Source organism: Nocardia sp. NPDC051052 (assembly GCF_044456045.1).
Classification (GTDB): domain Bacteria; phylum Actinomycetota; class Actinomycetes; order Mycobacteriales; family Mycobacteriaceae; genus Nocardia.
On the sequence record NZ_JBITFL010000032.1, the window covers coordinates 1 to 13,775 of the forward strand.

Annotated in this window: 14 protein-coding genes; 5 read left to right on the forward strand and 9 right to left on the reverse strand. The window is 66.8% G+C overall.

Annotation, left to right across the window (positions count from 1 at the left end; genetic code table 11):
- Positions 1-430: 430 nt before the first annotated feature.
- Positions 431-1,708 (reverse strand): tyrosine--tRNA ligase, encoded by a 1,278-nt coding sequence (gene tyrS, locus ACIBCN_RS44170; RefSeq protein ID WP_396998816.1) that lies wholly within the window; start codon positions 1,706-1,708, stop codon positions 431-433.
- Positions 1,709-1,790: 82 nt separating this feature from the next.
- On the reverse strand, positions 1,791-2,426 hold the full coding sequence (locus tag ACIBCN_RS44175; RefSeq protein WP_396998818.1) for a TetR/AcrR family transcriptional regulator C-terminal domain-containing protein: 636 nt from the start codon (positions 2,424-2,426) through the stop codon (positions 1,791-1,793).
- 91 nt (positions 2,427-2,517) lie between these two features.
- Between ACIBCN_RS44175 and ACIBCN_RS44180 the strand changes: the two genes are divergently transcribed.
- Positions 2,518-2,844, forward strand: a complete 327-nt coding sequence (locus ACIBCN_RS44180) for a hypothetical protein (RefSeq protein ID WP_396998820.1) — start codon at positions 2,518-2,520, stop codon at positions 2,842-2,844.
- Positions 2,845-2,907: 63 nt separating this feature from the next.
- Here ACIBCN_RS44180 and ACIBCN_RS44185 read toward each other — a convergent pair whose 3' ends face one another.
- The 4 genes from ACIBCN_RS44185 to ACIBCN_RS44200 all read right to left on the reverse strand — a co-directional run bounded on the left by ACIBCN_RS44185 (position 2,908) and on the right by ACIBCN_RS44200 (position 5,612).
- Entirely contained in the window at positions 2,908-3,333 is a 426-nt protein-coding gene (locus ACIBCN_RS44185) for a DoxX family protein (protein WP_396998822.1), read from the reverse strand.
- Between the two features lie 99 nt (positions 3,334-3,432).
- The gene (locus ACIBCN_RS44190) at positions 3,433-4,059 is read right to left on the reverse strand and encodes a DNA-3-methyladenine glycosylase (RefSeq protein WP_396998824.1); all 627 of its coding nucleotides are present in this window, start codon (positions 4,057-4,059) and stop codon (positions 3,433-3,435) included.
- A 15-nt stretch (positions 4,060-4,074) separates the two neighbouring features.
- Complete coding sequence (locus tag ACIBCN_RS44195; protein ID WP_396998826.1) at positions 4,075-4,356, reverse strand: DUF3761 domain-containing protein; 282 nt, start codon at positions 4,354-4,356, stop codon at positions 4,075-4,077.
- Between the two features lie 107 nt (positions 4,357-4,463).
- Positions 4,464-5,612: a low temperature requirement protein A gene (locus ACIBCN_RS44200; protein WP_396998828.1), complete on the reverse strand. Its 1,149-nt coding sequence runs from the start codon at positions 5,610-5,612 to the stop codon at positions 4,464-4,466.
- A 377-nt stretch (positions 5,613-5,989) separates the two neighbouring features.
- On the opposite strand from ACIBCN_RS44200, the gene ACIBCN_RS44205 reads away from it, so the two are divergent.
- The 4 genes from ACIBCN_RS44205 to ACIBCN_RS44220 all read left to right on the forward strand — a co-directional run bounded on the left by ACIBCN_RS44205 (position 5,990) and on the right by ACIBCN_RS44220 (position 9,817).
- Complete coding sequence (locus tag ACIBCN_RS44205) at positions 5,990-7,426, forward strand: multicopper oxidase family protein (protein WP_396998830.1); 1,437 nt, start codon at positions 5,990-5,992, stop codon at positions 7,424-7,426.
- Positions 7,427-7,627: 201 nt separating this feature from the next.
- Complete coding sequence (locus ACIBCN_RS44210) at positions 7,628-8,359, forward strand: ABC transporter ATP-binding protein (RefSeq protein ID WP_396998832.1); 732 nt, start codon at positions 7,628-7,630, stop codon at positions 8,357-8,359.
- 31 nt (positions 8,360-8,390) lie between these two features.
- The gene (locus tag ACIBCN_RS44215) at positions 8,391-9,185 is read left to right on the forward strand and encodes an ABC transporter permease (RefSeq protein WP_396998834.1); all 795 of its coding nucleotides are present in this window, start codon (positions 8,391-8,393) and stop codon (positions 9,183-9,185) included.
- Positions 9,182-9,817, forward strand: a complete 636-nt coding sequence (locus ACIBCN_RS44220; protein WP_396998836.1) for a TetR family transcriptional regulator — start codon at positions 9,182-9,184, stop codon at positions 9,815-9,817. Before ACIBCN_RS44215 ends, ACIBCN_RS44220 begins: the two co-directional genes overlap by 4 nt.
- Before the next feature lie 490 nt (positions 9,818-10,307).
- On the opposite strand, the gene ACIBCN_RS44225 is transcribed toward ACIBCN_RS44220, so the two are convergent.
- The 3 genes from ACIBCN_RS44225 to ACIBCN_RS44235 form a co-directional block, all read right to left on the reverse strand.
- A complete protein-coding gene (locus ACIBCN_RS44225; protein WP_396998838.1) occupies positions 10,308-10,535 on the reverse strand; it encodes a Trm112 family protein in 228 nt (75 codons plus the stop codon).
- A gap of 9 nt (positions 10,536-10,544) precedes the next feature.
- Positions 10,545-11,201, reverse strand: a complete 657-nt coding sequence (locus tag ACIBCN_RS44230; RefSeq protein WP_396998840.1) for a GtrA family protein — start codon at positions 11,199-11,201, stop codon at positions 10,545-10,547.
- 222 nt (positions 11,202-11,423) lie between these two features.
- Positions 11,424-13,670: a hypothetical protein gene (locus tag ACIBCN_RS44235; RefSeq protein WP_396998842.1), complete on the reverse strand. Its 2,247-nt coding sequence runs from the start codon at positions 13,668-13,670 to the stop codon at positions 11,424-11,426.
- Positions 13,671-13,775: the final 105 nt, after the last annotated feature.

Sequence of the window (13,775 nt, forward strand, 5' to 3'; positions counted from 1 at the left end):
ACAACCGGGGGGTATGAGAGGCCGGAACCAATTAAACAATTGGCACTGACATTCATCGACACACTATTGAGTTCTCAAAGAACACACGCACACACTTCGTCCCCGGCGTTAACCGGTTCTTCCGTGAGGCAACTGTTCCAGCCTAAACGGCATCTCCCGCAGAGTCAAGTCCGCGTGATCACCTTAGGTTTCTAGCTGATGGCCAGGCGCTCTCGTACTACCTCGTTTCCCGGTCCATCCGCTCAGCGTTTCCGCTGGGATTCTCGGCTCCGGGTCGGTGTCCGTGTCGCTCTGACTTGAACTAAGTTACGCGGCGGATAACGCAGAGTCAAATCCGCTGTTCGGGTCGGTGTTTCCCCAGGTCAGAGGCGTGCACCGGACCCGAACGGGGGCTTGAATCACACGGATGTGACTCAAGCCACCGCGATCTTCATGCACCTGCCCGCAGTACCCCGGCGAGGTTCTTCTTTCCGCGCCGCAGCACCAGCCAACGTCCGTGCAGGTAGTCGCTGTCAGCGGGGGTCCATTCCAGATCCGAGACCCGCTCGTTGTTCACCGATGCGCCGCCTTCGTTCACCGCGCGCCGGGCGGCACCGCGGCTTTCGCTCAACCCGGTGGCGACGAGCAGATCCACGATCGTGTTCGGCTCCCCTGCGGCCAGCTCGGCGACAGCGGCTTCGCGCAGTGCGGCACCCAGCGTCGGCTCATCCAGTTCGCGCAACTCGCCGCGACCGAACAACGCCTGACTCGCCAACTGCACCGCGTGCGTATTCGCCTCGCCGTGCACCAACGTGGTCATCTCGGCGGCCAACCTGCGCTGCGCCTCCCGCGCGTGCGGCCGCTCGGCCGTGGCCACCTCGAGTTCGGCCAGTTCCTCGCGCGACAGGAAGGTGAACCAGCGCAGGTAACGGACCACGTCGGCGTCGGCCGTATTCACGAAGTACTGGTACCAGGCGTACGGGCTGGTCATCTCCGGATCGAGCCACAGGCTGCCGCCGCCGGTCGACTTGCCGAACTTCTTGCCGTCGGCGGAGGTCACCAGCGGAACGGTGAGCGCGTGCACCGATGCGACGTCGACCCGCCGGTTCAGCTCGACGCCCGCGATGATGTTGCCCCACTGATCGGAGCCGCCGACCTGCAACGTGCAGTCGTACTGACGACGCAACTGCAGGTAGTCGTTCGCCTGCAACAGCATGTAGCTGAACTCGGTGTAGGAGATGCCCTCGCCGTCGAGGCGGCGCTTGATGGTGTCGCGCGCCAGCATGACGTTCACCGAGAAGTGCTTGCCGATGTCGCGCAGGAAGTCGACGGCGGACAGCTTCGCGGTCCAGTCCATGTTGTTCGCGATCACCGCGCCGGTCGGCGAATCGTCCAGGTCGACGAACCGTTCCAACTGCGAACGGATGCGCCCGGCCCACTCCTCGACCGTGTCGGCGGAGTTCATGGTGCGCTCGCCGACGTCGCGCGGATCGCCGATGAGCCCGGTGGCGCCGCCGGCCAGCACGATCGGCCGGTTGCCCGCGCGCTGGAAACGCTTCAGCGCGAGCAGCGGCACCAAATGTCCGGCGTGCAAGCTGGGCCCGGTGGGATCGAAACCGGCATAGATGGTCAACCGTCCCGCGTCCAGGGCCGCACGCAGCGCGTCCAGGTCGGTGGATTGCGCGATCAGTCCGCGCCAGGTCAATTCGTCGATGATGTCGCCGCTCACGGTGTCCCATCTTTCCGCACGGGTAGTAGGTGGTTGGCGTGCACCTCAGTGTGTCGCCGTTATCCGCCGCAGGTCGAGCGAATTACCCGGCGTCGGCGAAGCCGCGCACGAGGATGCCGACGGTCTGCGCGAAGCGGGATTCGAAGTCGAGGCCCGCGCCGGTGGCCAATGATTCGGCGAGCAGCGGATAGGTCTCCGGGTCGGCCTCGGCCTGGCCGGTGTCGGCCTGCTCGTGGCCAGGGGTCGTGCCCGCTTCAGCGAGGGTGTGGCCGATGACGAAGGTCATCACGGCGTTGACGATGTCCATCGCCCGGTCGAGCGGCACGCCCTGCTCGCACATCACCGCGAGGCCGGATTCCAGGATCCGATAGGCACCGGGTGAGTTGACCGGCCTGGTCGCGAGGATGCCCAGCGTCGCGGGATGGGCGAGCAGCGTCCGGCGGAATCCGTGTGCCATCGCGGTGACCGCTTCCGGCCACGGCCGGTCTCCGGCGGGGAGCAACTCCGCTTGCTCGAGCAGTCGTTCGACCATGCCGTCCAGCAGTGCGGCCTTGCTCGGCACGTAGTGATAGAGGCTCATGCCGTCCACGCCCATGGCCGCGCCGAGCTTGCGAGTCGACAGGGCGGTGAGCCCGTGTTCGCCGACGAACGCGATCGCCGCGTCCAGGATCTTCGCCCTGGTGAGCCCGGCGCGCGGGCGGGACCTTCGATCAACCACGCAACCATCCTCCCAGATTTTTCTTGCACTGCAAGAAAACGCGGTCTACGGTTTATCTTGCACTGCAAGATAACTGGAAAGGCCCTCGAAGATGCTGATCGCAGCCATGTCCCGCCGCCTCAACGACGATGTCGACTACGCCACCTTCCGCAAGGCGTGGATCCCCGACGAGACCGTCCCCGGCGACCCACGCACCCGGGTATTCAGCGCGCTGAACCTCGAGGACTCCCGCGAGGTGTTCACCCTCGCCCTCATCGAGCACGCCGAGCCCGCCGATATCCCCGCCTGGATGGCACGCATCGCGCCGATCGAGGAACGGCGCTACGAACGCATCAAACACCTGGTTGGCGAACCGACCTTGAACGCCGTGTACCAGGTGATCGCGGAAGACGATCTCTCCCAGCCGATTACGGAGTGACCCGCAACGCGGCACGACGATCGGCGGACCGAAGTCCGCCGATCGTCCGCGTTATCGAATTGTTCAGCGGGACAGCATTTCCCGCACCGCGACGATGCTGTCGCGCCGCTCGTAGGCGATCCAGGCGAACACCACGGCCAGCACCAGCGGGAACGGCGCGAGAGCGGGTGCGTCCAGCAGGAAGGCCTGGGTGGCCGCGGCCAGCACCATGGTGATCGTCAGGCCCGCGGCGGCCAGTCCGCTCAGCCGCGGCACCAGCAGGCCGATGCCGCCGGAGAGCTCGACGATGCCGGTGAGGTAGCGGAACCAGTCGCCCCAGCCGATGTCGTCGAACGACTGCACGGCGGCTTCCTGGCCGAACAGCTTCGGCACCGCCGAAGCGATGATGAAGAACAGGCCGAGCAGGATCTGCAGGGTCCACAGGACCCGGTTCAGCTTCTTGCCGGGGCGGGCGTCGGCGGCGGGGGCGGGGGCGGGGATGGCGGTCATGATGTCGTTCCTTCAGGTCGGTCGCGCTGGGTGTTGGCGCGTTCACCTGATAGGACGTGGCCCTTCGAGAAAACTCATCGGCCGCCGAGAAGAATCTTTTCAGGACGCCTCGGCGCGGGGTGCCCGGGGACTGCGGCGGTAGGTGGAGACCGAGGGCGAGGATGGTAGCCAGAACCGCCACGGCAGGTCCGCCGCGGTGCTCACGCCGACGCGCGGACCACTGGCGATCCGCTTCGCGGCGAGGGGGCGGGCGAGTTCCAGGCGAATCGTCGAGGACGGATCGAACAGCGGAGTTCCGTAGTCGCTCAACGTGATTCCCAGCGCACTACCGAGATTGCCCGGCCCCCTTGCCAAGTCGGCCTCGGTGCGCGCGGTGCGGCGGCGCGCCCGGACCTCGTCGAGCCCCGCCACCACCTCGCCGGACCTGATCAACGCGGCACTGGCGATCCCGTCCGGTCCGCTCGTGACATTGATGCAGGTGTGCATGCCGTAACTGAGATAGACGTACAGCACCCCGGCCGGGCCGAACATCACCATGTTGCGTTTGGTCCGCCCGCGTCCGGAGTGCGACGCGGGATCCGGCCACGGCCCGGCGGGATCTCCCCCATACGCCTCGACCTCGACGATCCGCACGCCGACCTGGCCGGACCAGAGGGTGGCGCCCAGCAATCGGCGGGCGGCAACGGGCGGTTCGACGGCTAGCTCATCGGCACACACAGCCGCCATTGTCCAAGACAGCCGCTACGGCAGCTCCACCAGCCACTCCGCGACGCCCTTATGCCCGGAACAGGTGCCGCTGCGGTGCCGGCTCGAGCTGTAGGCGCCGTCCTTGCAGCGCGCGGTCGCCCCCGACGGCGGGGTCGCGGCCTGTTGCGGGCGCGGCACGCAGCGCTTGTCGACGTTCTCGTATTGGCTCGCCGGGCACGCGGTGTGCAGGGCCGGTGTCGCCGTTGCGGGCGCGGAGACCAGCGCGGCGATACCGGCGACGGCTGCGAACAGCCCGAGCAGAGATTTCGTTCTCATTGCGGAAGTCCTTGCGACAGAATGAAATTCGATGAGGCTCACGAATGATCTCATCGGTCGCAACAACCTAACGCGCGCCGGAGGTGCTCCGGTATCGGTCATACGATCTACACGTACGAGCTGTGCTGACCGCTGCGCAGGGTGATCAGGTCGTCGCTGATGACGGCGATATAGCCCACCGCGACGAGTGCGGCCAGCTGTGCCCACGACACCCACACCACGCCGATCGGGATGGTCGCGGTGACGGCGGCGGCCGCCAGCAACCGCATCCAGGGTCGCGGCAGCTTCAAGGCGACCCGGAAGAAGAACTGGGCGAGGAAGTACAGCGCGACCCCGCCGGACAGCGCGGCCGCGGCGGCCAGGCTGACCGATTCGTTGCCGTGCCCGATGCTCAGCTGGATACCGGCCGAAGTCACGATGATGCCGATCAGCAGCGGATACAGCGCGTAACCGTAGGCAACCACCGCGGGCCGGGAACGTTCCCGCTCGGGTACCGCGGCCAGCGCGTGCTCACCACGTTCGTCATCGAAACCGAAGAAGGCCCACCACAGCACATAGGCCAGGCACAGCGCCAGCGACACCGTGACGATCAGCTGCGGGGTGATCTTCACCCCCGCCAAGCCGACACCGATCGCGACGATGGACTCACCGATCGCGACAATGACCACGAGGCCGTTGCGCTCGCAGAAGTGGCTCGCGCGCACGATGAAATCGCCGGTATCCACCAGGTAGGGGCTGAGCACCTGAACCGCGAATGCCAGTGCCCAGCACAGGTATTGCGGCCAGCCGTGCACCAAGCCGCCGGCCAGCACCAGTGCGGCGGCGAGCGCGTTGAACGGCCCGATGTGTTTGATGGCGCGCCGGGCGGAGGCACCGCCGCCGGAGACGAACAGCGCGGCATGCACGAGCGTCACCAGGGCATAGGCGATGCCGAACGCGAGCCCGGTGCCGTGGAAGGCGTCCGGAATCGCCAATGCCAGCACGAAGAACGAGAACATGCCGACCAGCAGCCAAGTCCGCCGTCCCGAGCTGTTCGGCGCCACCTCGTTGGTGAGCCAGACGTACCCGGCGTACATCCACCAGATGATGCCGAACACCAGCGCCACCTGGCCGAGCGCCTGCCAGCTCGGATGGTGGGTGAACACGTGGGTGAGCTGGGTGATGGTGAAGACGAAGACGAGATCGAAGAAGAGCTCCAGCGTCGAAGCCCGCACCTGTCCCCCGTCGGCGGACGCCGTTACGTTCTGGTTGGTCACCGCAGGAGCCTAGAACGGCCCAGGGGTCAACTCCCGCCAGAGGTCGCGTCGGCCCATCCGAGCGTGTCGAGGTCCAGATACCGGGCCGTCAACTTGCCATCACCACGCCGACGTGGCACTTCACGCTCCTCGATCACCACGCCGCCCGCACCGGCCGAGCGCCTGCACTGAACCTCAGCGGCACTGTCGCAACAGAACTCGACCCGCTCGGCACCGGAAAGAAATCCAGGCCTGCCTGCTGCGTCGGCTCGCCTGACGTCTCAGCTAAGGTGCGCGTTCGCGACCCGCTGACCCTGGTGTGCCAGTACGGAAATCAAGGGTTGATATAGGGACGCTCCCGGATGCGCCCGGGTGGGGCTGATTTCTACCGTCAGCGAATGGTTTCGGATTCTCGACCGCGCAGGTGGCGGCGGTTGTTCATCGTTCTCGGCTCGCTCGTAGCGCTGCTCGCGCTCGCGATCGGCGGCGGCGTCACCCTGGTGTATGTGAATGCCGACGTATCCACGGTCGGCCGTGCGGAATTCAGCAATGAGCTGGCCATTCCGCCGCTGGCGTCGTCGCGGGTGCGATCGGATGGGACGCGCGAGTTCGAGCTCGATATGCGTTCGGGGCGAACGGAATTCCGGCCCGGGCAGGCGACCGAGACCTGGGGGTTCAACGGCACCTACCTCGGGCCGACACTGCGGGCCCGGCGTGGCGAGAAGGTCGCTGTTACCGTGCGCAATCAGTTGCCGGAAGCGTCGACGGTGCACTGGCACGGCATGCACGTGCCCGCGGCGATGGATGGTGGACCGCATCAGATGGTGCAGGCGGGAGCCACGTGGACGCCGCAGTGGACCGTGGATCAACCTGCGGCCACGCTCTGGTATCACCCGCATCCGCACGGCGCGACCGAGCAACATGTGCGGCGCGGGCTGGCCGGGATGTTCCTACTCGATGACGACGTGTCCGAAACTCTGCCACTGCCAAAGAATTACGGTGTCGACGATCTGCCGGTGATCGTTCAGGACGTGAAATTCAGTGGCGCCGAGCTTGATTCGTCGCATGCGATCTTCCGTGACGTCGGGTTTCTCGGGAATCAAACCATGGTCAACGGGACACTGACGCCGTACCGCAACGTCGGCGACGAGCTGATCCGGCTACGCCTGCTCAATGCCTCGACCGCGCGGAGCTACCCGTTCGGGTTCGCCGACGAGCGTCAGTTCTCGCTCATCGCAACCGATGGCGGATTGCTGGAGCGGCCGGCCGCGCTCGATCGGCTGCAACTGTCGCCGGGCGAACGCGCCGAGATCGTCGTGCGGGTGCGGCCCGGTGAACGAACGGTGTTGCGCAGCAACAAGCTCGCGGCCGGGCTCGACTTCTGGGGCCAGCGCTTCGCGGGCGGCGACGACACCTTCGATATCCTCGAACTCCGGGCCGCCGAAACACTGCGTCCGTCACCGCAATTGCCTGCGGCACTGGCCCGTCCGTCGACACCGGATGGTTCGGACTCGGTCCAGGAGCGCCGTTTCGATATCAATCTCGCTGGTATCAACGGCAAGCCGATGGCGATGGACCGGATCGATCTGACGGTCACCCGCGGGACGGCCGAAACCTGGATCGTGCACAACAACGACGGCATGCCGCACAACTTCCACATCCACGACGTGCGATTCCGCGTGCTCGCGCGCAACGACAGCCCACCCCCGACCGAACTCACCGGCCCGAAGGACACCGTATTCCTCCCGCCGAACGCCACGGTCGAGCTGGCGATGCGCTTCGACGGGCCCGCCGACCCCGACACGCCCTACATGTATCACTGCCATCTGCTGTGACACGAGGACCAGGGAATGATGGGCCAATTCGTGGTGGTCGAGCCGGGCGGATCCGCGGGCGCGCCACCCCAGCACCACGGGCACTGAGCCACGCGATCAGCGGATCGTGGCGGGTTTTCCGAACTTCCCCCTTGTCCGGGCGGCGAGCTCGCGCTAAATTCATCGCATAGTGAATTCAACACTCGATGAATTGAGGCGACGATGTCGCAGAACAGCCCATCACCTGCGGTCGAGGTTCGGAATCTGACGGTGCGGCGCGGCGGCCGCGAGGTGCTGCACGATGTTTCGCTGACGATTCCGCGCGGGTCGATCACCGGACTCCTGGGGCCGTCGGGGTGCGGCAAGACGACGTTGATGCGCAGCATCGTCGGCACTCAAATCGTCGAGTCCGGGGAGATCTCGGCGTTGGGACGGCCCGCGGGGGCGGCGGAGTTGCGGCGGCGGATCGGGTACGTCACGCAGGCGCCGAGCATCTATTCCGATATCAGCGTGCACGAGAATGTCGCGTATTTCGCCGCGCTCTACGGTCGCGAGCGAAGTGCCACCGAGGACGCGATCAACGCGGTCGGACTGGCCGAGCACGCGTATCAGCGCGGCGACCAGCTGTCCGGTGGGCAAAAGACGCGCGCCTCGCTGGCCTGCGCGTTGGTCGCGCAGCCAGAACTGCTGGTGCTCGACGAGCCGACGGTCGGCTTGGATCCGGTGCTGCGCGTTGACCTTTGGCAGCAGTTCCGCGAGTTGGCGGCCAAGGGAACAACTTTGGTGGTGTCCAGCCATGTGATGGACGAGGCCGAACACTGCGATCGACTGCTGCTGATGCGTGACGGGCATCTGCTCGCACAGCTGAGCCCCGACGAACTGCGCGCCGAAACCGGCGAACAGAACCTCGAACGTGCCTTCCTCACACTGATTACGACCAAGCAACCGGCATGAACCCCCACCACCGAATACTAGGCAGGAAGCCATGACCGCCATCCTCGAGCCCGCGACGCGACGGACTCCCTCCCTCCGCCCCTACCTCGCGACGACCACCCGAATCCTGCGCCAGCTGCGCAACGACCACCGCACGGTCGCGATGATCCTGCTGGTCCCCGCGCTGCTGATGACGTTGCTGTACTTCATCTATCGGGACACACCGACCAACCCGTTCAACCCGGTATCGCTGTTCGACCGGGTCGGCATCGCCATGCTCGGCATCCTGCCGTTCATCGTGATGTTCCTGATCACCGCCATCGCCATGCAGCGCGAACGCACCTCGGGCACGCTGGAGCGGCTGCTCACCACGCCGCTGGCGAAACTCGATCTGCTCGGCGGGTACGGCACGGCGTTCTCGCTGGCCGCGGCGGCGCAGGCGGCGGTGGCCTGTCTGGTGTCGTTCGGTTTGCTCGGTCTCGATTCGGCGGGTAGCCCCGGCTGGGTGGTGCTGATCGCGGTGCTCGACGCGGTCTGCGGGGTGGCCCTGGGGCTGCTGGCAAGTGCGTTCGCGCGCACCGAGTTTCAGGCGGTGCAGTTCATGCCGGTGGTGGTGGCGCCGCAGATCTTCCTGTGCGGCTTGCTCGTTCCGCGCGGCGACCTGCCCGGCTGGTTGGAGGCGATCAGCAATGTGCTGCCGTTGAGTTACGCCGTCGATGCGCTGCAACAGGTTTCGACGCATGCCAGCGCCACCGGGGCGATGTGGCGCGACCTCGCGGTGGTCGCCGGGTTCGCGGTGGTCGCCCTGTGCCTCGGCGCGGCGACGCTACGGCGGCGCACCGCGTGACGGCGAACGGATCCGAAACCGGCGACCGCCCAGCGCGCTCCGGGCGCAGGCCGGGACAGTCCGGCGCGCGGGAGGCGATCCTGGCTGCGGCACGGGCGCGATTCTCGGAGGCGGGTTTCGACAAGACCTCCATCCGCGCCGTCGCCGCGGACGCGGGGGTCGATCCCGCGTTGGTGCATCACTACTTCGGCACCAAACAGCAATTGTTCGGGGCGGTCGTGCAACTGCCGGTGAATCCCGAGCTCACGCTCTCCGCCGTCGACGCCGCCCCGCTCGACCGGCTCGGCGAAGCCATTCTGCGCGCGGTACTCGGCGTCTGGGACTCCCCCGCGGGCCCCGGCATCGTCGCGATGGTCCGCAGCATCATCGGTGGCGGCGACACCTCGCTGGCGCGCGCCTTCATCCTGGAGGTCGTCATGGAACGAGTCCGGCAGCGCATCGCCACCCCCGAGGACGACGGCCGCCTGCGGGTAGCCCTGGTCGGCTCGCAAATGATCGGACTGTTGATGGGCCGCAAGGTGATCGGCATCGAACCCATGGCGTCGTCCCCGGCGGAGGACCTCGTCACCGCGATAGCGCCTACCCTTCAGCGCTACCTGACCGGTGAAATAGACAAGCCCCCAACGCGGTAGCCGAATCAGGGTGTCGCGGTCGACGGAATGCATAGCGACCACGGCGATTTGGGCGGCATCCCTTTCGCGTCTACCTCAACCGAAATGCCGCGGTTATCGGCGGTTTCCCGAGGCCCAGCGTGGTTCATTGCGCTGCCGGCGAGCAATCGATGCAGGCGGGCTTGCTCACCTGGCGGGCGATGTCGTCCCTGCTCGTACGCAGCTGGCAAGCAACTTAATCGGTCAGCGCAACGGCTTCGTCGCCAGCGAGTGCGACACCTTCCCGTTGAGGCGGGCAGCTAAGCCAGGCTCGCTGTCGAGAGGGATTTTTGTGACCGCGGCAGCGCACCCTCCGTCACGTCAGCTGGACGGTGCTCCGAGTCGGCTCCGCCGAGCGGCACATGGCGGCGGCCAGGGTCGGGCGAGGTCACCGCAATGTCCCGGTCGACAACGAGAAAACCTGGCACTCGCGTGGGCCCAGGCGGCGCTGGTCGAGTGACCGTGCGGCGGGTCAGGCTTGGGCGGGCTGCTCGATGAAATCGGCGTGTTCGGCGTCGGATACGTCGCGGGCCTCGTCGATGAGCAGCACGGGAATGCCGTTGTCGATGGGGTACGCGCGGCGCAGGCGCGGGTTGTAAAGAACGGCGCCCTCGGTCGCGCGGACCAGCAGTAGTGGGCCCTTGTCCTGCGGGCAGGCCAGCAGGCTCAACAGTGTGGCGTCCAAGGTGTGCTCCGGCATGAGCAAAACCTACCCGACGGGGCCGTCCGCTTCGACCGGCGGTCGGCGCCGGAAGGAGATGTGGCGGTGGCCGAAGTAGCTGGCGACGGCGACCAGGGCCATCACCACGACCGCAGCGGGCTTGTCGGGAAAGTGCCACACCGAGACGGCCAACTCGAGCAACACCATATTCAGCAGCAGCCCACCGGAATTGACCGCGACGAACCGCAGGAAGTCGCGCAGCAGATGCCCGCGCACCCGGAACACCAGCGTGCGATGCAACACGAACGCGATAAGAATGCTGACGGCATAGGCCGCCGCCACAGCGACGGACGGCGGCACATTGTCCCCGAGCACCGCCAACCAGACCACGGTCAGCCCGATCCCCAGCGCGGTATTGAACCCACCAACCGCCGCGAACGCCACCTCCTGCCGCTGCACGAGACGCAGCAGCGGACCGGGCTTGACCCGCTCGGCCCCAAGATCCACCGGCATCGGTTCCGCAGTAGGGCCGAGTGCCGCGCCCGACACCACACCCCCGGCCTCGCCACTCACCGCATCGCCCCCACCCGCAACACGCACGTCCTGTCCGTCGACCCCGACCACCGACCGCGGAGGTCCCGGCAGCGTCGAGGCAACCCCGTCGACGCCCGAAGACGCCAAGCTTCGCTCACCCTTGAATGCCATCAGCCACCCACCTCCAGTCGCGCCAGGCACTCTATCCCCCCACCGCCCCGCCCGGCCCGCAGGCGCCCCCAACAACCACATCCATCGGTCGCGCGCCAAGCCACAAATCCGCAAGGTGCTGGGTCGAGGGGGAACTGGTGTTGGTGGCTTCTCGGACGATGCTGACACCAGTTCCACCTGATCTTGTTGTGGCGTGGGGGTAGGCGGAGGGGGCCGCGGGCCTCAGTGCTTTGCGTCCACTAGGTCGGGCTGGGGGGTGACGGGTTCGTTGGTGTCGACAGTGCCGGTCGAATCCAGGCCGTCGTCGCGTCGGCGAGTCCGTAGGAACGCCCATTGCAGGATGCCGATGCCGAGTAGGCCGAGTAATGCTGTTGCGCCGCCGATCTTCCAGCCGGGGGGGCGCCAGCTCAGTTCGAGATCGCCGTTTTTGGTGCCGGCGGGGATGTCCAGGGCGACAAAGGTTTTCGCGACGACCTTGATCGGGAGGTCGTGGCCGTTGAGGGTGGCTCGGTAGCCGGGCCAGCCTAGGCGGGCGAAGACGACCTGGCCGCCGTTGTCGGAGTTCACTCGGACGCGGCTGGTCAGGTCGGATTCCGCGACCGAGGTCGCGGTGACGCCGGTGCTGGTCGCGACGCGGCCGTTGCGGGTGGAGATGAGGCCGCCGACTCGTTCGAGCACGGAGATCTGCTGTTCGTGGCCGGGGTAGTCGACCCACTTCCAGCCGTCGGGTGCGGGCTGGTTGCGGGCGTCGGGGTACATCGAGCGCTGCAGGACGACTCGATCGACCTTCATCAGGTCGACGATGGTCCGCCCGGTGGTCGGTTCGACGTCGAATGCGCGGCGGAACGCGTCGGGGCACACGCTGGTGTCCCATCGCATGCAGAGCATCTCGCCGAACCAGTAGTGCCCGTTGGGGGTGTATCCGCTGACGTAGGTCAGTTCGAGATCCTTGGCGTAGTTGCCGAAGACGAGCGAGCCGTAGGCGCCCTTCAGGTTCTTCTCGGCGGGCGGGATCGGCCCGCGGTCGGCGAGTTGCAGTGTGGTGCCGGTGAAGTCGGGGAACGCGGCCTTCATCTCGGACCGTTTCTCGGGCAGGTTCCAGCTCATCGGCGTCGGCTGCGCGGCGCGCACCTGGATGTATGCGATGGGGAACACGGCGACGAGCGTCAGCACGCAGGCCGCGACCATCCCCCTGGTCCGCCCGAGCCACACCACCGCGGCACCTAGCGCGGCCACCGAAACCGCCGCGAGCACATGCCAGCCCAGCTCGCGCGGTGCCGCCGAGAACGAGCGCACGAACAGCAGCCCGATCAGCACCCCGGCCGCGATCCCGCGCCGCCGCCAGCCGTCGAAGGTGGCGAAGCGACCGAGCAGCACGCACACCAGCACCAGCAGCCCAAGCGCCACCATCGGCAGCACCCGCGCGGGCCAGCGCAGCGGCCCGATGGTGCCCGGCCCTGCGGTCCACATGAGCCCCATGATCGCGACGAGCGCGATGGCGGTGAATTCGCGCCAGTTCTCCCGCGCCTTGCCCCAGTCGATGAACGCCAGCGCCGGAATCAGGAACCACGCGATGTACACCACCGGCATCGGCTGCACGTAGCCCCACCAGGAGCTGTACGCGGGCAACGTACTCGGCAGGCTGGCGTTGAGCGACTCCGACCACGGCACGGTCAGGAATTGGTCGTTGTTGATCTGCGCGGTGCCGCGCCAGGTCACCTTCGCCGACAGCATGCTCGGCAGATAGGTCGCCAGCCCGGCCAGCGCCGCCAGTCCCGACGCGGCGAGCAGCCGCAGCGACGGCACCCACTTGCGTTGGTAGACAACCTCACCGACGGCCACCGCGCCGATCATCAGCCCGGACTCGACCGCCGGAAAAATGTACTGCACCGAGATAGCCAGATAGAGAAAAATAAAGGTCGGGATCGGCCCGCTGCGCCCGCGCGCATACCGAACACCGGAGGCCCACGCGTGCACCAGCCACGCGGTGCCGACAAACGCGGTGTACCAACTGGCCTCGTCGAAGAACAGTAGCCAGCCGGTGAACGGAATCGCGATACCGGCGACCGCGGCCCACGGCGCGCTGGCCCCGTACTCCAGGCACACCCGGTACACGCCGAGGCCGAGCACGATCGCGAAGATCAGTTTGACGATGGTGGCGTAAAGCGCGACGTTGTCCACCGAGGGCGCGATCAGATCGATCAGCAGCTGCGGCGGATTCAGCAGCCCGGACTCTTCGATGGTGTAGTTACCGGCCATCCAGTGTTCGGGGATCATCGCGGGGAACTGCCCGTCGCGCAGGCGATTCCCGAGCATCACCCACAGCGGGGCGTACTGCGACTCGGTGTCGTCGGTATAGAAATGCCGGATGTTGGCCAGCAGAACGGCACCGTAGCCGGCCACCACACCGAGCGCGGTTATTAAGCCCCACTTGTACACGTCCCGCCGGGCGAGGGCGCTGCTTTCCACCACGAGTTCCAGACCCTAATGGGTGTAGATCAGCGAACCGCACGCGGATAGCTTCCAGTTTCGGGATGCTGGTCTCTGAGCCGCCGGCCGGTGAGCACTGTGAGA

What these genes read in the sequence shown, in the direction of transcription:
- ACIBCN_RS44180 (WP_396998820.1), top strand. Translation starts at nt 2,518, where the DNA reads ATGCTGATCGCAGCCATGTCCCGCCGCCTCAACGACGATGTCGACTAC.
- ACIBCN_RS44185 (WP_396998822.1), bottom strand. Translation starts at nt 3,333, where the DNA reads ATGACCGCCATCCCCGCCCCCGCCCCCGCCGCCGACGCCCGCCCCGGC.
- ACIBCN_RS44190 (WP_396998824.1), bottom strand. Translation starts at nt 4,059, where the DNA reads ATGGCGGCTGTGTGTGCCGATGAGCTAGCCGTCGAACCGCCCGTTGCC.
- ACIBCN_RS44195 (WP_396998826.1), bottom strand. Translation starts at nt 4,356, where the DNA reads ATGAGAACGAAATCTCTGCTCGGGCTGTTCGCAGCCGTCGCCGGTATC.
- ACIBCN_RS44205 (WP_396998830.1), top strand. Translation starts at nt 5,990, where the DNA reads ATGGTTTCGGATTCTCGACCGCGCAGGTGGCGGCGGTTGTTCATCGTT.
- ACIBCN_RS44210 (WP_396998832.1), top strand. Translation starts at nt 7,628, where the DNA reads ATGTCGCAGAACAGCCCATCACCTGCGGTCGAGGTTCGGAATCTGACG.
- ACIBCN_RS44215 (WP_396998834.1), top strand. Translation starts at nt 8,391, where the DNA reads ATGACCGCCATCCTCGAGCCCGCGACGCGACGGACTCCCTCCCTCCGC.
- ACIBCN_RS44225 (WP_396998838.1), bottom strand. Translation starts at nt 10,535, where the DNA reads ATGCCGGAGCACACCTTGGACGCCACACTGTTGAGCCTGCTGGCCTGC.
- ACIBCN_RS44230 (WP_396998840.1), bottom strand. Translation starts at nt 11,201, where the DNA reads ATGGCATTCAAGGGTGAGCGAAGCTTGGCGTCTTCGGGCGTCGACGGG.